The organism is Vibrio sp. 10N.286.51.B11, from assembly GCF_041469245.1.
In the GTDB taxonomy this organism is placed as follows: Bacteria; Pseudomonadota; Gammaproteobacteria; order Enterobacterales; family Vibrionaceae; genus Vibrio; species Vibrio crassostreae_C.
Genome location: NZ_JBFRKI010000043.1, coordinates 1 through 20,323, shown reverse-complemented (window position 1 = coordinate 20,323; position 20,323 = coordinate 1). Strand labels below are relative to the sequence as shown.

At 45.3% G+C, this 20,323-nt stretch carries 15 protein-coding genes, 2 tRNA genes and 2 pseudogenes; 6 read left to right on the top strand and 13 right to left on the bottom strand.

The window, feature by feature from the left end; genetic code table 11:
* Positions 1–103: 103 nt before the first annotated feature.
* Entirely contained in the window at positions 104–1,048 is a 945-nt protein-coding gene (locus AB4154_RS20435) for an ADP-ribosylglycohydrolase family protein (protein WP_017071527.1), read from the top strand.
* 63 nt (positions 1,049–1,111) lie between these two features.
* Here AB4154_RS20435 and AB4154_RS20430 read toward each other — a convergent pair.
* Positions 1,112–1,893: pseudogene (locus AB4154_RS20430) on the bottom strand (LysR family transcriptional regulator).
* A 102-nt stretch (positions 1,894–1,995) separates the two neighbouring features.
* On the opposite strand from AB4154_RS20430, the pseudogene AB4154_RS20425 reads away from it, so the two are divergent.
* Positions 1,996–2,600, top strand: a pseudogene (locus AB4154_RS20425) (LysE family translocator).
* Between the two features lie 68 nt (positions 2,601–2,668).
* Here the strand turns inward: AB4154_RS20425 and AB4154_RS20420 are convergent.
* The 6 genes from AB4154_RS20420 to AB4154_RS20395 all read right to left on the bottom strand — a co-directional run bounded on the left by AB4154_RS20420 (position 2,669) and on the right by AB4154_RS20395 (position 8,138).
* Positions 2,669–3,856 carry a DUF1501 domain-containing protein gene (locus AB4154_RS20420; protein ID WP_102333476.1) on the bottom strand — a complete coding sequence of 396 codons (1,188 nt, stop codon included), beginning with the start codon at positions 3,854–3,856 and terminating at the stop codon, positions 2,669–2,671.
* A gap of 8 nt (positions 3,857–3,864) precedes the next feature.
* Positions 3,865–5,226: a DUF1800 family protein gene (locus AB4154_RS20415; protein ID WP_372123990.1), complete on the bottom strand. Its 1,362-nt coding sequence runs from the start codon at positions 5,224–5,226 to the stop codon at positions 3,865–3,867.
* A gap of 140 nt (positions 5,227–5,366) precedes the next feature.
* The gene (locus AB4154_RS20410; protein WP_372123988.1) at positions 5,367–5,798 is read right to left on the bottom strand and encodes a GNAT family N-acetyltransferase; all 432 of its coding nucleotides are present in this window, start codon (positions 5,796–5,798) and stop codon (positions 5,367–5,369) included.
* A gap of 93 nt (positions 5,799–5,891) precedes the next feature.
* A complete protein-coding gene (locus AB4154_RS20405; RefSeq protein WP_017081498.1) occupies positions 5,892–6,386 on the bottom strand; it encodes a GNAT family N-acetyltransferase in 495 nt (164 codons plus the stop codon).
* A gap of 71 nt (positions 6,387–6,457) precedes the next feature.
* Positions 6,458–6,796, bottom strand: coding sequence for a zinc ribbon domain-containing protein YjdM (locus AB4154_RS20400; RefSeq protein ID WP_004731484.1), 339 nt, complete (start codon positions 6,794–6,796; stop codon positions 6,458–6,460).
* A gap of 178 nt (positions 6,797–6,974) precedes the next feature.
* A complete protein-coding gene (locus AB4154_RS20395) occupies positions 6,975–8,138 on the bottom strand; it encodes a threonine/serine exporter family protein (protein WP_004731486.1) in 1,164 nt (387 codons plus the stop codon).
* Between the two features lie 525 nt (positions 8,139–8,663).
* Here AB4154_RS20395 and AB4154_RS20390 point away from each other — a divergent pair.
* From AB4154_RS20390 to AB4154_RS20380, 3 genes are all read left to right on the top strand, one after another.
* A tRNA-Gly gene (locus AB4154_RS20390) sits at positions 8,664–8,738 on the top strand.
* Between the two features lie 38 nt (positions 8,739–8,776).
* A tRNA-Gly gene (locus AB4154_RS20385) sits at positions 8,777–8,851 on the top strand.
* Between the two features lie 324 nt (positions 8,852–9,175).
* Positions 9,176–9,433, top strand: a complete 258-nt coding sequence (locus AB4154_RS20380) for a hypothetical protein (protein WP_372123986.1) — start codon at positions 9,176–9,178, stop codon at positions 9,431–9,433.
* A gap of 161 nt (positions 9,434–9,594) precedes the next feature.
* Here the strand turns inward: AB4154_RS20380 and AB4154_RS20375 are convergent, their stop codons facing one another.
* The 6 genes from AB4154_RS20375 to AB4154_RS20350 all read right to left on the bottom strand — a co-directional run bounded on the left by AB4154_RS20375 (position 9,595) and on the right by AB4154_RS20350 (position 17,770).
* Complete coding sequence (locus tag AB4154_RS20375; protein ID WP_372123984.1) at positions 9,595–10,080, bottom strand: hypothetical protein; 486 nt, start codon at positions 10,078–10,080, stop codon at positions 9,595–9,597.
* 112 nt (positions 10,081–10,192) lie between these two features.
* Positions 10,193–10,765 carry a cupredoxin family protein gene (locus AB4154_RS20370; protein ID WP_372123982.1) on the bottom strand — a complete coding sequence of 191 codons (573 nt, stop codon included), beginning with the start codon at positions 10,763–10,765 and terminating at the stop codon, positions 10,193–10,195.
* Between the two features lie 104 nt (positions 10,766–10,869).
* Entirely contained in the window at positions 10,870–14,013 is a 3,144-nt protein-coding gene (locus tag AB4154_RS20365) for an efflux RND transporter permease subunit (protein WP_372123980.1), read from the bottom strand.
* Positions 14,010–15,752 (bottom strand): efflux RND transporter periplasmic adaptor subunit, encoded by a 1,743-nt coding sequence (locus tag AB4154_RS20360; protein WP_372123978.1) that lies wholly within the window; start codon positions 15,750–15,752, stop codon positions 14,010–14,012. The genes AB4154_RS20365 and AB4154_RS20360 overlap by 4 nt, the downstream gene beginning before the upstream one ends.
* 11 nt (positions 15,753–15,763) lie before the next feature.
* Positions 15,764–17,206: a TolC family protein gene (locus tag AB4154_RS20355; protein WP_372124019.1), complete on the bottom strand. Its 1,443-nt coding sequence runs from the start codon at positions 17,204–17,206 to the stop codon at positions 15,764–15,766.
* Positions 17,207–17,305: 99 nt separating this feature from the next.
* Complete coding sequence (locus tag AB4154_RS20350; protein ID WP_017102898.1) at positions 17,306–17,770, bottom strand: hypothetical protein; 465 nt, start codon at positions 17,768–17,770, stop codon at positions 17,306–17,308.
* Positions 17,771–18,003: 233 nt separating this feature from the next.
* On the opposite strand from AB4154_RS20350, the gene AB4154_RS20345 reads away from it, so the two are divergent.
* Positions 18,004–20,323, top strand: a 2,320-nt coding sequence (locus AB4154_RS20345) for a VCBS domain-containing protein (protein WP_372123976.1), incomplete at its 3' end; no start/stop codon positions are given.

The window sequence follows — 20,323 nt, the reverse complement described above, 5'->3', positions numbered from 1 at the left end:
TTATTCCTTCATATTTCTTCTTAGAAACACAGCAAAATGCTCGGCTAATCACTATACTTAACGTATCGAACTACGTTGATTCATCTCAAGGACATCGCTCAACATGGACAATCATAAAGAAAGAGCTTTTTACGCCGTTGTCGGCGCATTAGTTGGAGACGCTGCTTCAATGGGGCTGCACTGGCTATATGACCAAGAGAGGATCTTACACGTAGCAGGTTTTGAGCCAGAATTTCGCTCACCGAATCAGTTCGATTATCAAGACAAGGGCTACTTTGCTCACCAAGGAAAAACCGCAGGTGAACAATCACAGTATGGTGCTCAGCTATTGGCGATGGTCGACAGTTTAGTCGACAACCAACAGTACGATGAAGCGAGCTACATCAAGCACTTCCGATTCTGGTTTGATTTTGGTGGTAGTTGGCGAGGCTATATTGATAAAGCGACTCGTATGAGCTTGTTGAACATCCATCAATTAGAATTGGCAAATGCCCCGATTACTGCCTGTGGCGCGGATGATACACAGCTCCCCGCAGTCTCAAAGATCATTCCATTAGTGGCGTGTATTTACACCTCTCACACCTTACCTGCAATGGTAGAGAGTGCGGTACGAGTCACTAATAATAATGATAAAGCGGTAGAGTGGGCACAAGCCATCACCCTACTGATTCAAGCCGCGATACAAGGCAATTCACCATTACAATCAGTAGAGATGGTACGACAAACCTGCAGCAAGTTTATACACGATCAAATCGATGAAGCCCTCTCAGCGCCTGAGCTTTCAATAACAGATGCCGCGAAAAAGTTCGGGTTGCATTGCGAATTGAGTGCCGCGTTCCCGCTGCTGATTCGCATCATTGCTGGCGCTCAGAGCTTTAAACAAGGTATCCGCGACAACATTTTATGTGGGGGCGATAGCTGCGGGCGTGCAATTGTAATTGGCGCAGTATTAGCGGCGTGTTTCTACGAGGAAGATGGAGGCATTCCAACCGAATGGCTAAAACAAGTCGAACTCAATGGCGGTGTGCTGTCTTTGCCTATTGAGTGATTTCCACAACAACGAACTAGAGCCTGACATAAGACAAGCACACTTCTAGGTCGGATGTCGTTCCTATAAAGTTGGAACACACTGCGATAACTCATTCTTCAGCCAAACAACAAACGGGCTTTCTGGCTCTTCATGGTTGCTATCTTGCGTGAGCAATATGTACTGGTGACCAGAAGGTACGAAGCCAAACGGCGCGATCAAGTTACCTCTTTCAAGATCGTCGGCGACAAGTGGATAAGACCCAAGCGCTATGCCTAACCCATCGACAGCCGCCTGAAAGCAAAAGTAGAAGTGTGCAAATGTTTGGTTCGCTCGAGCTTTTGACCACTCTCCACCATTAACTTTATCTATAGTGATAGCACCCCAATGACTCCAAGCATCTGGCCGTGTACTGCTGTGCAGTAATTTCACATCATCTAAGTTATCTTTTACCTGCTGCCAATAACCCGGGGAACACACAGGGCCTACCCACTCTTCAACTAGCGGTATCTGTTCGTAACGCTCGGTTAATTTAAAGTCATCTCGGCGAATCGCCATATCGAGCCCTGTCGCATTCAAGTTCACAGGTCCACCAGCAGTCGACAATCGAACATCAATTCCGGATTCGTTATAGAAATCACCGAGTCGAGGCATTAACCAACGCATGGTCAATGTGGGTTCGCATGAAACTTCCAACGCTTGATGATTCAGCTGATTAAGCTTATGGACTCCAGTCTCCAAGGCTTGGAACGCTTGCTCTGCTTACTCACCGCGCCATGTGTGATATTGAGTTTATCCGCCGCTTCACTGTAACTACTCGAATGCGCTGCTACGTGGAAAATATGAAATGCTTTCAAATGTCTCATGTGTGATTTTTTCTCACAGATAGGTGGAATTCATTTCGATTATAGGCAGCAATAAAAAACCATACAATGCTGGCTCATCAAATATAAAGAGTTGGAGTCATTATGGAGTGGTTAAGCCTAGCAGTATTGGGACTATTGATTGTTATCAGCCCAGGCGCTGATTTCGTTTTAGTTTTGAAAAACAGTGTCAATCAAGGAAGACAAGCAGGGATTTGGACTGCAATCGGTGTGAGTTTAGCGATTTGTGTTCACATCAGTTATTCAATGCTTGGGATCAGTTACTTAATCTCACAGAATGAGCAGCTGTTTGACATGATTAGATACGCAGGTGCAACCTACCTTATTTATCTAGGGCTAAAGGTATCTTGAGTGCGGACAACAAGCTTGCACCTATCGAAGATGCAAAGCACCAGTGTTTGGAGCTATTTAGCCCAAGGCTTCTTGTGTAACGTGCTCAACCCAAAACCATGTTGTTCTTTTTGAGCATCTTCAGCCAAGTCATCTCACCTGATGCAGAAAACCAGCATGTCGCGCTCGGCTATGGGCTTTACATGATCGTTCTTCACGGTTTATGGTTTGGCGTTGTCGCTATGCTGTTTACTTCGAATACATTGCAAAAGCATCTATTGAGAGCAAAGAAAAGGCTTAATCAAGCATGTGGATTTGGCTTAGTGACGTTCGGAGCACTGTTGGCGATTAAATCGTAAACAAGCGAGTCACAAATAGAGAGCGATTCAAACGACTGAATCGCATCTAACTGGGTCTTGGTAAACCTCTAGACAAGATTCATCGGTCTAATATCGGCACTATCAGGGAAGATAGCGTTGAGTTGTTTCACTTCTATCGATAAATGTCGGTTGAGCACACCCTTGATAACCGAACGCATATCAGTCGTTGGACTAAGGTCTCGGCCTTCATATAGCTGGCTTTGGCTCAAGCCCGGCCAATTGGTAATAACCTTACCCCCCGCTCCTTTCAACGATGGCAGCGCACCACCCGCAACAAACATGACGTTGCCAGTGCCGTGGTCGGTGCCTTTGGTGCCGTTTTCTTTTGCTGTTCGACCAAATTCACTGGCCGCGATGATCACTGTCTTCTGCCAACGATCACCTAGTGAAGCTTTGAGAGCCGCTAACCCAACATCCAAAGTTTTAAGCTGATTACTCAACCGTCCATTTACGTTGCCTTGATTGGCGTGAGTGTCCCACCCACCGAGTTCTAACGCTGCGATGTTTGGTCCGTTATCAGCCGACAATATGTCGCCTGTTTTACCCATCAATGATTTAAACTGTTTGCCGACACCTTGGTCGCCTACCAGTTGATCTATCTTCATGACACTTTCAAAGTTTGAAGACAGCATTTGGTCACTTTGAAACAACTCTTCCAGCAGTTCCGTTTGTTTATCACGTGTTTTTAAGCGGTTTGGGTACCAACTTGCAACGGTCGATTCGCCCTGCATGATGAGTGGTAAGCCCGAATCAATCGCTATTCCATCGTATTTTTCTGAGCTCAACGTGAGTAAACGGTTAATCCACCCTACGGTGTTAAACGGGTCGGAAGTGCCATTCTCCAATATCTTCTGTCCATCAAAATGTGAGCGCTCGCGATAAGCGGTTGAACAAGCGTGTACAAAGCTGAGTTCGTTACTCTCATACCATTGATGGCATTGCTTTAGGGATGGGTGAAGCCCAAAGAAATCATCCAACTTCACTAGCTGTTCAGGTTTTAATCCGATGTTGGGTCTCAAATTAGAGTAATCCGGATCGGCATGCGGCACTACAACATTTAAACCATCCATCGCGCCACGCAGTGATACCCAAATGAAGATATTGTCTGAACCTGTTTTGGCAAAGCTTGGAAATGGCAGCATCGCACTGACGCCAACAGCCGCCGCAATACCCATGAACTGGCGGCGGTTAATACTATGTGGCGCTTTATTCTGAGAACAATCTGACTTTTTCATACCCACTCCTAACGATATTGAAACTGCGGACTTAGCCACAACAGGGAAAGTTGCATTGCAGCGCTGTCGGCTTTGTTCAATACAATTTGGGTGTGTTCATCAATAGCATCGCCATATAAACCCGCGATCACTTTATCCACTACCGCTTTCGGCTTAACTCCTGACGCTTTAGCCGATTTTATTGCAGCAGACGCAAGCCTATTCGCAACTTGCATACGTTGAGTCAACGCCGAAGGGCTATTGTAGTCTCTGTCTTGATCCGACCAGCCTGCAGGTGAACCCGGTTTAAAAGGAGGCTGCCCTAAATTGTTGAGTGCATTGAATGCCTGTTTCTCGTTTAAAGAAATATCGGCACTACGAAGAACGGCAAACAGCCACTCCTTCGGCGGTCTAAAACGATTAGGGTTAGGTTTATTCGCCTCAGCGCTGTTCAATAACAAGCGATAGATAGGCAGTAAATCTCCCTCGCCTTTCAGATATTCAGCAACCATTTGCTCTGAGAGTTCTTTAGGTATGTCGCCAATGAAATGCTGGCAAAGCTTATCAACCAAGTGCGCAGCAGTGTCTTTGTGGGTCGCTAAGGTTTTTAAACACGACTCTCCTTGCGAGACCCCGGATTGAGAATAGGACTTTCCAAGCAGTGTGATACTTCCTGGCTCATGCAGATTATTAGCGTATCGAAAACCAGCATCAGGAGATTTGAATTTAATGCCCCAGCCTGAAATGCCTTTTGCTAAAGCAATAACATCTTGCTGAGTATAAGAACCGTCAACGCCAAGAGTGTGAAGTTCTAAGATCTCACGAGCGAGGTTCTCATTGAGCCCCTTATTACGGCGCTTTCCGACTTTTGAATTGGGACCAATCGAGAGTTGATTATCGAGATACAGAAGCATCGCAGGATGTTTAGAAGAAGCCATCAGCATCTCGCCAAAGTTACCATTCCAATGCTGGCGAACCACATCGTTTTCAATGCTGGCGGCCAAGGGCATCAGTTTTCGATTATCGACCGAGATGGCGAAGTGATTGCTCCAAAACTGAATGATGCGCTCTTGAAAACCATAAGGAGTTTCAACACTTTGTAGGTGGCGAGCTTGAGCTTGTTGTCGATACTGCGTTCGAAGAAAAGACTGCGCTTCTTTCTTCGTGGCTTGCATCTGTTGTTCGTCACCCTTGGCCTTCATTCGTTGTACACGATTCTCTCCTACTTTAATCAGAGTAGATTCAGTACTCGGTAAGTCTTGTATAGCTTGGTGAACGAATGGCTTTTTATCCAACTGTTCTACAGGAGAATAATAGGTTGTTTGACCTAGTTTTGGCCCAAAGCCAAACCTTTGTTCACCCACGATTTTTGAAGTCGGGTAATAATTCATTGCACACTCCCTTACGCTCGATCTTTTCTAAGTGTAATCGCTTAGTCATCAAGCATAGGGAGCTTTACAAGGTTTTACGTTAGATAAGTGTCAGGTGCCTATCAAGTTACCGACACGGTGTGATCATTTTGAATGAGTGTCTATTCACGCCACATATAGACAAACTGATCGTTTTGCGAGGTGATTTCGAAGCCAAACCTTAAATACAACTCCCCAACTCGATTACCTTGTAAATAACACAACTCCACAGGCTTATTGAGTTTGGCTGCTTGAGCTAAGCAATCCGTTAAAACTTGGCTGCCAATACCTTTGCCATGATATTCAGGCAGTAGAAAGAATCGGCAAAAATAGAAGTGCTCGCCTTTGTCTTGCAACAACACACTACCAATCGCTTTACCTTGATATTCAATGATTTCAGGGCGTTCTTCTGCCCACTCTTCGGCGTGTATATCTCGTTGAATTTGTTCATCCCAGCCAAATACGGCCTTGATTGGTTCAAACTCAACGGCCTTCTTAAGCTCGAACAGAAATTCATAATCTGATGACTGAGCAGGTCTTGTTGAATACTTCAAAATACCTCCAACAATAATTGGCTATGGCTTCATTTTCGTTTAAACCGGGACATAGTAACCCCGATCAAACCAAAAGATGCCACGCTTAAATGTTCATTTTGGTTCTAGTTGGTAACGTAAGACTTCGTGTTTATCTTGCTCTGAATAAAAGGTACTCAGGAATTGTCCACCGCACTTCTCAATGACCTTTTGCGAAGCTATATTGCCCCTCTCACACGTAATAATAGCGCTTTCGGACAATACGTACCGTTGAACCCAAGACAACATATGACTTGCGATACCCCGCCCTCTCGCTTGTGGCAAAGTCTCGTAGCCGATATGTCCGATGACATCGTGAATGTACGGACTGGTGCCATGACGAACTCTTATCACTCCAAGAATACGTCCAGACTCGAAACAAAAATAAGTAGAAGCAGGCGTCCACCCTTCTGGCAAACCCCCACCTTTTGAATAAGCAATTCGTCTTTCTAAATAGGCATCACTGCCATCAGAAATGCCCGTGTAAATATCTAACCCATCTTCAACACAGGCGTTCACATAGTGATGAAAGGCAGTTGAATGCGAAAGAGCAGCTTTAACCATGTCCATATGATGTTAATTCTCCGCCGGTTTTACGCTATTTAGTTCAGTAGCAACTCGCAATTTTGACCGATTATCGACTATTGCTTCTTAACGTACTTCGCCGTAACCAACATTTCACCGCCACCATCCAACTTGCAATCTAGCTGGTGATCTTTGCCTTCGTTGATGCGTCGAATCACGGCTTTAGTGCCGATTTTCAGTACGCTAGAACTGCCTTTAATTTTTAGATCTTTAATGAAGGTAACTTTATCGCCACTTTCCAATACAACGCCATTCACGTCCTTAACACGCGCAGCTTCTCTTTCTAAACGTTCTTCTTCCGGATTCCACTCATAGGCACACTCAGGGCAGATTAGGTTGTTTTGGTCTGGGTAGACATATTCAGATTGGCATTGCGGACAAGGAGGTAAGGACATACGTTAATACTTCATTTAAATAGAATTTGTTCCATTTTAATGGCTCTTGTCAGGCTTAGCGAGCATAAATCTAACAAGTTTTACGGAGAGCTAATTGTCTTAAAAAAGAGCAGTACCTAGAACGAACAAACACAGCCGCTAAGCTGTGTTTGTTTAAAGGTTTGAAAAGCGGAACGGCTTAACGTTCGACTTTTGGTGAGTAAATCGAGTAAGCGGTGATTTGCCCTGCCACGATTGCAGAGAACATGAATAACGCCGACAAACCAATACTCGGGATAGGCAGAATCGATTGTTCAAACACCGATTGGCTGGCACTCACTAATACTCGGCTACCCGGAACCAAGATGATGATCCCTTGCACGATATAAATAGAGCCCGTGAGCTCCATCTTTTTAGCAATCCAAGTTCCGTACAAAGTAATAAGAACCGTCGTAACCCAAGTACCGACAACCCAACCACTATCAAAACCTAGATAGAACGGGCCCCACATACCGAGAACCGCTACTGGTAAACCAAGTAAGATGTCTTTAGGTCGCGCATTGAACATCACACCGATAGAAACAGAGATCAGCACCAAGCCAGATATGTGCATCCACATCGGTACCGCATTGGTATAGTCGATGGAGACCGCTTGTCCCCATATCGCTTCACCGATGTTGAGCCCCATGATAATCCCGACAAACAGCTTAATCAGGGTTAAGGCGCTCTGCCCTAGCAAGCTGGTACCAGAAACCAAGTCATTAAACGCCAAACATTCTAATGCGTTAGCTATGGATAACCCGGGGACAAACAAGACAATCGAGGCGATACACAACGCCCACACCGGAATCGGCAACCCTGTGCTCGCCAGAAACGCCACGAAGATACCGGTTAGCAGTGCCGAGATGAACTCAACCGCGATAGCACGACGTGAATGAAGAACTTGCTGACATACCCACACCATCAAACCCAATAACGCAGAAAAGCCCACCGCTTCCAACGTACTGCCCACCAGCATCAAATAAGCAGGCGGAATACCCATATTGGCAAGTGCAGTCACAAATTTTGAGTAACCGACAGGTTCTGGTACAGGCTCACTGCTTGGCTGGTTAATACGAATGATCGTATTGGCCAACAAACTCAGGTTAATTGACGCAGGCTTTAGACGCTTAAGAATAACGGCGTTGTTATCGTCTGGAAATTGATAGTTAATCGCAGTTGGCGTTGCTTGGATCATCACATCCACACCATGCTTTTTTGCATAGAATTGAGTGTATTTCTCTAGCTTGTAAGGAGCACAGCCACTGCGGTGAAGAGTGTCACCAATTTCAACAATTTTGTTAATTCGGAACTGAGAAGGCATGGGAATTTTAGGGGAGACAAAATGTGCGGCAAATGTACCAAACGATAGACGGAATGACGAGACTTTTGCGTAAATTATCAACTCAACTCGTTACTTTTTTCTTCGAACGCTTAAAGGTGCGTATAACTCTACTCATTTGGGATTAGTTTCCTGAATACTTCGACTGGTTGGTAAGTTAAATTTATGCATCCATATTGTTATTAATGGACGCCAAAACACGATTAAAAATCAGTTTATGTTAACACTCCAAATTCCTTAATTTTCATGAGATTTATGACAACTAAGCACCACTAAAGCGTGTTTATAAATTGACTCGGATTTATCGCAAAAAGCAGCATGACATCTACTAATATTTCTCGCCCTCCTTTTAACGAGATTTTAGTCACGTTTTATTCACTCTGAAAGCGCCGAACATGATGGAAAAACTAGCGGAGTGGTGGTTATGCGAGCACTTAGAATAAAAATGAAAGAAAAAGGTTTCGTTTTCAGTTAGATGTGGCATTATCAAACTCGTTAAGACGATGTGCGTGCATCGTATAATGGCTATTACCTCAGCCTTCCAAGCTGATGATGCGGGTTCGATTCCCGCTGCACGCTCCAAGTCTCTTAACGCCTCAGTCTGACTCATAAGACAGTGTGCGTGCATCGTATAATGGCTATTACCTCAGCCTTCCAAGCTGATGATGCGGGTTCGATTCCCGCTGCACGCTCCAACTTCTCCTTAAGCTTCATTACGCACTTTCTTCCAGCGACACCCTATTCAAAAATTTTCGCCGTTTGCTAAGTCCATAATCATTAAATCTATACTGACTAAACTTATTTTATTTAAGCTTAGATTGACGAATCAACGCTAAGTGACCAACCAAAGCTATTAACTCCTTAAATTGCTTCGTATTTCTGACACCTATCCAAATCACACATTGCAGTTCAGCTTTTAATGATTTTCAAAATTGTTCCAATTTAATAATCTTGGTCAATATCTGCAAAAATCATTGTGGTAATGTGCGCGCATTAGCAACAACCCACAAATAATAAAAATGCTTAAAATCAATGAGTTAACAATTAACATCGAAGCAATTAATGTCGCGTTAGCAAAAGTTGAAAATGCCAATAAAATTCAGCTAGATACATTGAAAGGTTATGTGAACAGCGAGCCTGAACAGGCTGTACTGGCTTTTCGATCGCTGAATGAAGCAGAGTCAATCGACGACAAGTTTAAAAAGATCATGGCAGAGCTACCGCACCTAAGCGGCGAAGCACACCACCTGCTTGAAACTTCTATCTTGCTACAGTGATTCTAACTACAGATAAGCCTCAGCCAATACAAGTTAGTTCATGTATTCCTGAACAGGTTGAGACTTATCTTTAACTGGTCATAATGTTTAACCAATGACTTAGCGGTCACACAAGGCTGTGCTGATAGGTTGAAATGAATTGGTGATGTAAGGCCCTCGCATTACTCCCAGAAGTTCCACCACTTTTTGCTGTTTTCTTCACGCTGCTGTTGGCCTTTCTCTGACCCTTTTCCTTCTTCTTTACGCTCTTGTTCCGCTTTCTTGTCTTTCTGCTTTTCTAATCCCGACTTTTCTTCGTCATTATCTATATCATCTTCAAGCTTTTCTTTCTTATCTTTGAGCTTCTCTTTACTCTCTTCGAGGGCTTCTTTCTCGTCTTCCAAATCGTCGAGTTCTTTATCTAGTTTCTGCTTATCTTTTTTGTTCTTACTTTTTTTCGCTTTCTTATTTTTCTCTTCGATCATTGAATCAAGCTGCTTCTCACGATCATCAATTTCGCCTTCAACTTTTTTAGCCTCAGCGAGCGTTTTCACTTCTTCTAAATCGGGCTTACCTTTACCAGCCCACTCAGGTTTAGCAGCAACGCTGTGGGTCGACCACGTTATTAAAGCACCCGTTACTGCAAGTACTAGAACTGTCTTATTCATCCTTAAACTCCTATTCCTATAGTCTTTTAAAGCTAATACCTAACTAGCACTAAAACAAGGTAGCCATACCTAGCATTCATCCCTTTGAACTAGATATGGCTTGTGTATCATCTTATAGCGTTAACGACTTCACCATACCTGCTTCAGCGTGACCAGGAATATTACACGCGAGCTCTACGTTATTATCACCATGGAAATGCCACAGCAATTGCTTCGCTTTGCCCGGCTTAACTGTAACTGTGCTGCCCGAATCATGTGCGTGATTACCCATGTTTTTCATCATTTCACGATGCTCTAGTTGCTCTGCGGCAGAACCAATTGAGAATTCGTGATCGATCTTGCCTGTGTTCATCACAACGAACTGCACCACATCGTTCGGCTCAATTTCGACCTTGTTCTTAAAGGTAATTTTCATATCGTCACTTAGTAAAACATGAACCACTTTATCCGGTTTTGCACCCGTCGCAGGCATGCCTACTTCAGACATACCGTCCATGTTCATCATCATTGAATGATCCATCTTTCCACCTTTCATCATGCTGTGACTCATCTTCGAGTGGTCCATTTCTCCGCTCTTCATCATCGAGTGTTCCATATTTGAATGGCCACCAGCTGAATGATCCATTGCAGCAAATGCTGTTGAAGCGGTGATTGTTAAAGCGATAGTAATTAGTGTCTTTTTCATGGTCGTTCCTTAAATATATTCTGTTTGTTTTGTTGGTTTCACATGTTCATGTAATGCGCCCTTACCTCTCTGTTTTTGGTAAGTAAGGGCTAATAGTCAATACGTTATTTGTTTGTCTCGTTTTGGCTATGCGTAATCTCACGCTGTTTCCAGAGCTTAAAGATTGCAGGCAACACCAGTAGGGTAAGCAACAATGCAGACGCCATTCCGCCTATCATTGGCGCAGCAATTCGCTGCATCACTTCTGAGCCCGTACCTTCGCCGTACATAATTGGAATGAGGCCAATGATCACCGTAAGCACCGTCATCATCACTGGGCGAACTCGAAGCCCTGCCCCCTCACGAATGGCATCGGTTAAATCAGTAAGTTGAAGTTTTTGTTGGTTCTGTTCGGCATCGAGTTTTTTGTAATGCCACGCCTGGTTGAGGTAGACCAACATGATCACACCTATCTCGACAGCTACCCCGGCAAGCGCGATAAAGCCCACACCCACCGCAATGGAGAAGTTATAATTGAGGACATGCATCAGCCATAAACCACCCACCATCGCGAGTGGCAATGTCAGCATGATCATCATCACTTCACCGACACGGCGGAAGCTCAAATACAGCAGCAACATAATGATGGCAATGGTGATAGGCACGACCACACTTAAGCGATCTTTGGCGCGTTCCATGTACTCGTATTGACCAGACCAAGCCAGTGAGTAACCCGCAGGCAAAACAATTTGATCTGTAACGACTTTTTGTGCCTCTGCCACATAAGAACCAAGGTCGCGACCTTCGATGTCAACGAACACCCAACCATTAGGACGCGCGTTCTCCGTCTTAATCATTGGTGGTCCATCTTCATAGCGAATATCTGCAACATCAGACAAAGCAATTCGCGCTCCATTTGGTGTCACTAACGGCAGGTTCTGCAACTTAACGACAGAATCACGATAGCTTTGTGGGTAACGGACATTGATTGGGTAACGCTCTAGCCCCTCAACGGTTTCGCCCACGTTCATGCCACCAACCGCAGTCGAAATAACCTGTTGCACTTCTTTAATGCTCAAGCCATATCGCGCAGCAGAACGACGTTTGATGTCTATCGTCACATAACGACCACCCGCAACACGCTCAGCGTAGACAGAAGCCGTACCACTCACGCTATTGAGGATGGGTTCAAGTTGAAAGCCAATATCCTCAATCACGCTCAGATCTGGGCCTGCGATTTTGATACCAATTGGCGTTTTAATACCGGTCGCCAACATGTCGATACGCGTTTTGATTGGCATGACCCAAGCGTTGGTCAAACCGGGGAATTGAATCAGATCATCAAACTCTTTACGCAGAGACTCAGTGGTGACACCGTCACGCCACTGATCTCGTGGTTTAAGCTGAATCACGGTTTCAATCATGGTCAGTGGCGCAGGATCGGTTGCTGTCTCTGCTCGACCAATTTTGCCCCACGTGGTTTCGACTTCTGGAATGGTTTTAATAAGCTTATTGGTTTGTTGCAACAACTCACGAGCCTTACCTATTGAGATGCCCGGATACGTGGTTGGCATGTACATCAAATCCCCTTCGTCCAAAGGAGGGATGAACTCGCTGCCAAGCTTACTGGTTGGGTAATAAGCAGATGCCATTAAGCCAAGTGCGATAACAATCATCACCTTTGGATATTTTAGGCTGAGGTTCAGAAGCGGTTTGTACATCGCCACTAGGCTACGGTTTACTGGGTTTTTATGTTCAGGTAGCACGTTGCCGCGAATGAAATAACCCATTAACACAGGCACAAGCGTGATAGCCAAACCCGCCGCTGCGGCCATCGCATACGTCTTGGTAAATGCAAGTGGCGAGAACATCTTTCCCTCTTGCCCTTCTAGCGCGAACACAGGCACAAAACTCAAGGTAATGATTATCAAAGAGAAGAACAGCGGTGCGCCAACTTCTTCTGCTGCCTTACCAATCACCTGCCAACGGTTTTTGTCAGTGAGCGGAGTCCGTTCAATGTGTTTATGAACGTTCTCGATCATCACGATGGCACCATCCACCATGGCGCCAATCGCAATCGCTATACCGCCAAGAGACATGATATTGGCGTTAATACCCTGCCAATGCATCACAATGAATGCACCCAAGATACCAACAGGCAGGCTTAGTGCGATAACCAGTGATGAGCGGATATGGAACAAGAACAGCGCACACACCACGGCGACCACGATGAATTCTTCAGCCAGCTTCTTCCAAAGGTTTTCAACGGCTGAATCTATCAAAGTAGAGCGGTCATAAGTCGCGACAATCTCGACACCATCAGGTAAGCCAGCTTGCAGTTCAGCGAGCTTGGATTTCACCGAGTCGATCACTTCACTGGCATTTTCACCAAAGCGCATCACGATAACGCCGCCAACCGCCTCGCCCTCACCATTGAGTTCCGAGATACCACGACGCATTTGTGGGCCAAGGTTAATATCGGCAATGTCGCCCAATAACAAAGGAGTACCTTTGTCAGTCACTTTTAGCGGCAAAGATTGAATGTCTTCAATGCTTGTCAGGTAACCGGTCGTACGAACCATGTGTTCGGCTTCGGCAATCTCAACAACAGACGCTCCTGTTTCTTGATTACCATCTTGGATTGCCTTGTTGACTTGCTGAAGCGTCAGGTCATATGCACGTAACTTGGCAGGATCAATCTGTACTTGGTACTGCTTCACCATGCCGCCAACGGTCGCAACTTCAGACACGCCTTCTACGGTTTGCAATTCATACTTCAAGAACCAATCTTGCAAACTGCGAAGTTCCGCTAAGTCATGCTGACCAGTTTTATCTTGCAACACGTAGCTGTAAACCCAGCCCACACCGGTTGCATCTGGCCCTAGTGTTGGCTTGGCACTCGATGGCAAGTTAGGTGCAACTTGGCTTAAGTACTCCAACACTCGTGAACGTGCCCAGTACATATCAGTATCGTCATTGAAGATGATATAGACATAGGAATCACCAAAGAACGAGTAGCCACGAACCGTTTCAGCACCCGGTACAGCTAACATGGCGGTGGTTAATGGATAAGTCACCTGATCCTCGACCACCTGTGGGGCTTGACCCGGATAACTGGTTTTGATGATTACCTGAACATCTGACAAATCAGGAATGGCATCGACAGGTGTATTTTTAACGCTGTATAAACCGCCAAATACGATGGCGACAGTGGCAACCAGCACTAAGAAACGGTTGCTAATAGACCAGCGAATAATTGCATTGATCATAGTTCGCCCTCACCCGTGCTATTCGTCGGTTCGAGAGATTTGAGCACATAATCAGAACCTTGCTTCGCCACTAGAAACCGAATGGTTTGACCCTCGGAAAACTCAGATAAATCAAGGTCATCACTGGCTTGGAAATTCATTTCACCCGCTTTCCAATTCCACTCAGGGACTGGCTGATGTTTTACGGTGATCATGCCAAAATCTGCCATCAACATAGTGATGTCACCCGTTACCCAAACTTCGCCAGCGATCTTGTGTTTGTTCACCTTGTAATCCACAACCTCGTACTGCCCTGACTCTGTCTTTCTCATCTCAAAGTCAATTGCCTTACCACGTTGCACGTCACTCATGTCCAAGCCTTCCACAAAGGTGAAATTCATCACCATGCCCGGCCAATCCCATTCTGGAACAGGCTGATGGTTAATCGTCACCATACGGCTGCCTTGCATAACATCGGAAATTTCACCGTTTGCCCATACGGTTTCCGCTTCTTCCTCAACACCATTGATGCGTGACAGATCAGCTGATTGGCTCGATTCAGAATCCAACATGAAGTGTGCAGAAGTGACAATACTCTCACCTTGCTCTAGCCCTTGAAGCACCTCTATTTTTTCGCCAGCTTCACGACCAACCTCAATACGAGCAGAGCGATACTTGCCAGAACCTTCTGACATCACCACTCGAGTCATACCACCGGAGTGAATCACCGAAGATCTTGGGATAGTAAGAACCGCTTCATCACTAATGGGTTTCAGCGCAATATTTGCAAACATATTTGGCTTAAGCTCGCCATGGGGATTGGAGAACTTCAAACGAACGCGCAAGGTTCGAGTTTTCGGGTCCAGAATTGGGTAGACATAATCGACGTTGCCCTGCCACTCCTTACCGGGAATCGCATCCAGTGTCATTTCGGCATTGCTGCCTGATGAGATCCAGTGTGCTTGGCGCTCAAACACCTCAGCATCAACCCATACCTCGCCTAATGGGCCAGCACTGATCACCGCTTGTGCAGGTGAAAGATAACCACCTTCTCGAATATTCAGGCTAGCGATGACACCATCGGCTGGCGCTTTGATTTCGATGGTTTGCGAGGCTTTCCCTTTACGAGCGATGGATCGTATCTGCGCTTTATCTACACCTAGGGTGACCAAGCGTTCAGTCGAGCCCTTGATCAAACCTTTACGACCCGTTTTATAAGCACTGATCAACTCTTCTTGTGCTTTAACAAGCTCTGGAGAATAGAGTGTGAAAAGTACATCACCTTTGTTTACCTTCTCACCCACTGCGTTGATGTAGAGCTTCTCAACCCAACCAGCTGCTCTTACGTTGGTTTGCCACAATGTACTTTCATCGAACGCCACATAACCCACGGTTTCAATGCGCGGTGATAGCGCTTCTCGTGTGACTTGTGCGGTTTTCACGCCAAGGTTATTTTCCACGGAAGAATCAATAAACACGGTTCCGGGCTTATCTTTAGCTCCGCCGTTCACATCGTCTGCATACACAGGGATAAGATCCATCCCCATTGGCGACTTGCCCGGCTTATCACGCTGATAATTTGGGTCCATCGGAGCTACCCAATACAAAGGCTCATCGCTGGCCTGTTTACTTACATCTGCGCCTGTACTCGTTGCCATTGCTGACATGTTATGTGTTGGATTAATTAGAAAATGGTTCACACCAAAACCCAATGCACCACCGACCAATAAAGCGATTGTTGCTACTTTTACTGTACTCATTGTCTATTCCCTTATTGATTGGCTGTGTGTTTAGTTGCGCTTGAGCTGAGTTGTGGTTGGTTTACTTGGTATTCAAAGCCACTGACTAACGCCGCCAGTTTGCTGTTAACGATGTTGAGGTCGGTGATCAAACGTTGTTGCTCTAACTTAAGCGCCAGCTCGTCTGTCGTTGCTAAAATGACATCGTTGAACTGAGCGGTATTGTTTTGATAGCCCCTTTCAACCGCGCTGATTCGAGCTGCAGTTTGAGGAAGCAAGGACGTTTGATAGCGATCTAATCGCTGGATCAGATTTGATCTGTCCACCAGCAATGCGTTCACTTGCGCGTTCATTTGGGAAAGTAAGGTGTCTTTTTGAGATTTAGCCGCACCAACTTGATACTGAGCAGCCGATAAGTTTTTATCTTGTCGATTCCCCGTAAACAGCGGGATGTCGACTGTCAGATAAGCACTCACCAGATCAGAAGCTGGTTCACCTGCCATGTTATTGGCTTGACGGTGTGCATACATCACTTCCACCCCAAACTGCGGGGTATAAGCTTGCTCGGCTAACTCAACCTGAGTTTGATTGGAGGAAATACTGACATCGGAGATCTTAATCAAAGGATGGTCAGTCAGTAGCTGGTAGTGCTTGGTTGAATCGATATTGGTCGCTAATTTGCTTTCCAACAACGACCAATCGATTTGGTTAGTTGCATTCAGTGTGCCCAGAGAATCAAGAGCCTGAGATCCTAGCCAATCAGAACCCAACCATTCAGAAAGCTGAGAGATTAAACGACGCTGAATTTGCTGATTAGCTTGTAGCTTTTCATCAAGCTTGCTCACTTGAAGCTGAGCATTAAGCAGATCTTGCGCTTCACTTTTACCAATCGAGTAGTTGGTTTGTACATAGTTTTCAAGCTCAACCAACAAACGACGATTTTGACGAATCACCGACTCAGCCTTTTGCTGATAACCTAACTCAAGCCAAAGCTGCGTCATGCTATTCGCAACCGTCAATTCTCTTGCTTGCACCTGCAAAGCTAAAGCATCTGCCTGTTGGCCTGCCTTTTTCTGTTGGAGGTTAAGCGTATCGCCACGCTCAAACTGCTGCATCAACCCTACCGATATATTAGTCATCGGGTCTTCGTCGAATTGAAAGCTATCGACAGGCAAACCACCAAATCCAACTTTCAATTTCGGGTCCATTAAGGTCGAGCTGGCAATGCCCGTTTCTCGCATCGCTTGAGACAGAGCAAAGTACTGTTTGCGATTTCCATCTTCGCTTAAAGCAATCTCAATCAGTGTATTGAGTTGCTGCGTCGAGCTTGCTTGGTCATGTGCTGAAATGTGTTGAGCATTTGAAGCTGACGCCGTGGTAGCCGCGAGCGTAGCACTTGAAAACAAGGCCATAGGCAAGGCAGCAGCAACCACTAAGCTCGTGTTCATGACAAACACAGAGGTTGTTGGTTTCATATTCACAATGAATGTCCATATCTAGCGCTAATTAGCGCATAAAAAAGAATGGCTTATCAGGTTTATCTAACTGATAGAGCTGTATTTTTAGATATAGATTTATGCGGAAGGTGGGCGTAGCAAAGATTGAGCGCGTGCGACTTTCTGGCCAATAGTGACCGATTGAAAACGAGCTAATGAAAAGGAAAGTTGATCAACGGCTTGAACAGCCTGAATTGGATAGGGACTTGCAGAACACATTGAGGCACAGCAATCGGCACTCGAACAATGGTTACCCATCATCGGACTGCCGTCTTCGCTCATTGAAGACATATCGAATTGAGCCATCAAAGCATGAGCACTCATGTTAGAGTCTTCAGGGTGTACTTCTTCACTCATCACATGACACCCCGCCATTGAATCATTAACCGAAGTATCGCTGTGGTAACAAGCCGACTTGCTCGACCCCATTTCCATCATCATTACTTCAGTCATCAAGGCTGAGGAGCTTGAGGCATAGCTAGACATCAACATCGCAATGATGCTGAAAACAATAATCCAAGTTTTTCGGAATGTGTTTGTCATAGCTTACCTTTGAATTTACACCGCAACTATAAACGTTACCCTTAGGGTAAGGTCAATGCCATTGTGCCGATATTTGCCTGACCTTTGAAAAAGTATTCATCCTCTCTTTCATCAAAATGAGATAATTCTTCGACTTTGCAGTTTTTTCTTTAAAAATTATCCAATTAGCTAGCGAAACCTCTATCTGTGTATTTTACTTAAGATAGTGCAACCACGATTCACGGATGATAAAAATGGCTAACAAAAAAAACGTCGAAGCAAACAAGAAAAATACAGAAATCAAAAATAAGAAAAGTAACAAGCTAGAACAAAAGAAACCAACACAAAAAAAGAAGCGCAGACTGCATTCACATCTAAAAGTGAATATCCCACTTTTTCAGTCACTCATGATGATTTTGCCATCATTGGCTAAACACGCTGCTGCGGAAAGTATAGACAATTCCAGCGACGCTGCAGATCAAGTAACCGCAAATAACGTGACCGAAAAAGATGTCACCGATGACCATAGCAAGGCGGACTCATCAGCGGTTGCTCTCCAAGAAGCTCAGACGAGTGACAGCGACGTAAACTCCACCTTAAGTGCAAGTCATGCCGCCCATGGTTCGAGCTCTCACTTGGTTCCTTCTCATCATTTGTCGACGCTTTCTCACCCGCAAGTCCATTACATTCCTTCGGTATCGATGCCGACTATCTCCTCAGGGAGTAACGGTCAGCCGACTCATTCGAATGCGCCTACGACGCCCGCTTTACCCGTCACCTTTATGCCAGAAGTCATAAAAGGTACGTACGGAGAGCTTCATGTTGATGCAAATGGTCAATACACATTCGTATTGAATCCAAATTCTCCTCAATACATCCTGTTAAACCAGCACCAACCAGGTACTGATCATTTTGCGTTACATCTATCTAATGGCTCGAGCATCATTGTTCAGATACCGGTAACAGGTAAGCAAGACACGCCAAATATTTCTGGAGACTTAACAGGTGTCGTAACAGAAGATCACAATATTGATTCACAAGGCTTGTTACATGCGAACGGCAAAATCGATGTCATAGACCCTGACCAAAATGAAAGTTCGGTTACGCCGGAAGTTATCTCAGGTAAATATGGTTCATTAACTATCGATGCTGATGGACATTGGCAGTATCAGGTTGATAACTCGCTCTCTAATGTTCAAGCTTTAACCGCAGCCACTTCACTGCATGAAAGTTTCACAATTCACACCAAAGATGGCACACCGCAAACGATCGATATGACGATTGGCGGAAACGACGACAATGCCGTAATTACGGGTGTGGATGCTGGCACGTTAACTGAAGATTTAACGACACAAGTTCAAGGGCAGCTTTCGGTAACGGACTCTGATCTTGGAGAGGACCACTTTCAAGCCTCACAAGTGACTAGTAATTTCGGTACGCTAAGCATCACCAAAGACGGTGCGTGGACATACAGTTTAGACAACAATAACCCAGTAGTTCAAAGACTTGGCCAAGGTTCAACTGCGACAGACATCGTCACTGTTCACTCAGCTGATGGCACAGCGCATCAAGTTATGGTTACGATTAATGGCACCAACGACCATGCGGTAATCACGAGTAGTACAGCAAATTCACCAAGTTCGTTTTTGGCTATCGGGAAAAGTAATGGCTCAAGCCAAGTTACTGAAGATAAAAACCTAACGGTTTCGGGCCAACTCAACATCACCGATATCGACTCAAAAGAGGCGCATTTTTCTAATTCCGACCTCAAGGGGACACTGGGTACTTTACACCTTAAAGACAATGGCGATTGGAGCTACGACCTAGATAATAAAAACCCAAAAGTACAGGCTCTTGGTCAAGGCTCTGCGACAACAGACATCATAACCATCCACTCCGCCGACGGCACTCCTCATCAAATTGCAATTACCGTTAACGGCACCAATGATAAAGCCGTGATAAGCGGAACCAGTGCCGGCGTGGTAACCGAAGAGTCCCAACTTCAGGCCTCGGGCACACTTGCGGTAACGGATGTGGATACCGGTGAAGCGCACTTCGCTACTTCATCCACAGGAAGTACCGATATTGCAGGCTCGTTTGGTACGCTTCATCTGACTGATACTGGCTCTTGGACGTACGATCTTGATAATACAAATCCTAACGTTCAAGCATTGGGCAAAGGAGCAACCGCTACCGACACCATCACCGTTCATTCTGCTGACGGTACACCGCATCAAGTGACTATTACTGTAAATGGCACTAATGACAAAGCTACTGTCAGCAGTGCGACCGTTGCTATCGATGAAACCGACAAAGCAGTAACGACTTCAGGAACATTAACCAGCAACGATGTCGATAATCCAGATAACGCATTCACACCGGATTCGATTACTGGCACCAACGGCAACCTCACCATTGGTGCTAATGGCCAATGGACATTCACCGCGAGCAGCGCGTTTAATCAATTAAACGTCGGCGATAAAGTCGAAGAGACCTTCACGGTATCGTCGGTTGATGGCACAGCGTCAACGATCAAAGTGACAATTAATGGCACCAACGACGCCGCTACTGTCA

Bases quoted from the DNA above. Each gene is read 5' to 3' on its own strand.
- AB4154_RS20435 (WP_017071527.1), top strand. From the start codon at position 104: ATGGACAATCATAAAGAAAGAGCTTTTTACGCCGTTGTCGGCGCATTA.
- AB4154_RS20420 (WP_102333476.1), bottom strand. From the start codon at position 3,856: ATGAAAAAGTCAGATTGTTCTCAGAATAAAGCGCCACATAGTATTAAC.
- AB4154_RS20415 (WP_372123990.1), bottom strand. From the start codon at position 5,226: ATGAATTATTACCCGACTTCAAAAATCGTGGGTGAACAAAGGTTTGGC.
- AB4154_RS20405 (WP_017081498.1), bottom strand. From the start codon at position 6,386: ATGGACATGGTTAAAGCTGCTCTTTCGCATTCAACTGCCTTTCATCAC.
- AB4154_RS20400 (WP_004731484.1), bottom strand. From the start codon at position 6,796: ATGTCCTTACCTCCTTGTCCGCAATGCCAATCTGAATATGTCTACCCA.
- AB4154_RS20395 (WP_004731486.1), bottom strand. From the start codon at position 8,138: ATGCCTTCTCAGTTCCGAATTAACAAAATTGTTGAAATTGGTGACACT.
- AB4154_RS20380 (WP_372123986.1), top strand. From the start codon at position 9,176: ATGCTTAAAATCAATGAGTTAACAATTAACATCGAAGCAATTAATGTC.
- AB4154_RS20375 (WP_372123984.1), bottom strand. From the start codon at position 10,080: ATGAATAAGACAGTTCTAGTACTTGCAGTAACGGGTGCTTTAATAACG.
- AB4154_RS20370 (WP_372123982.1), bottom strand. From the start codon at position 10,765: ATGAAAAAGACACTAATTACTATCGCTTTAACAATCACCGCTTCAACA.
- AB4154_RS20365 (WP_372123980.1), bottom strand. From the start codon at position 14,013: ATGATCAATGCAATTATTCGCTGGTCTATTAGCAACCGTTTCTTAGTG.
- AB4154_RS20360 (WP_372123978.1), bottom strand. From the start codon at position 15,752: ATGAGTACAGTAAAAGTAGCAACAATCGCTTTATTGGTCGGTGGTGCA.
- AB4154_RS20355 (WP_372124019.1), bottom strand. From the start codon at position 17,206: ATGAAACCAACAACCTCTGTGTTTGTCATGAACACGAGCTTAGTGGTT.
- AB4154_RS20350 (WP_017102898.1), bottom strand. From the start codon at position 17,770: ATGACAAACACATTCCGAAAAACTTGGATTATTGTTTTCAGCATCATT.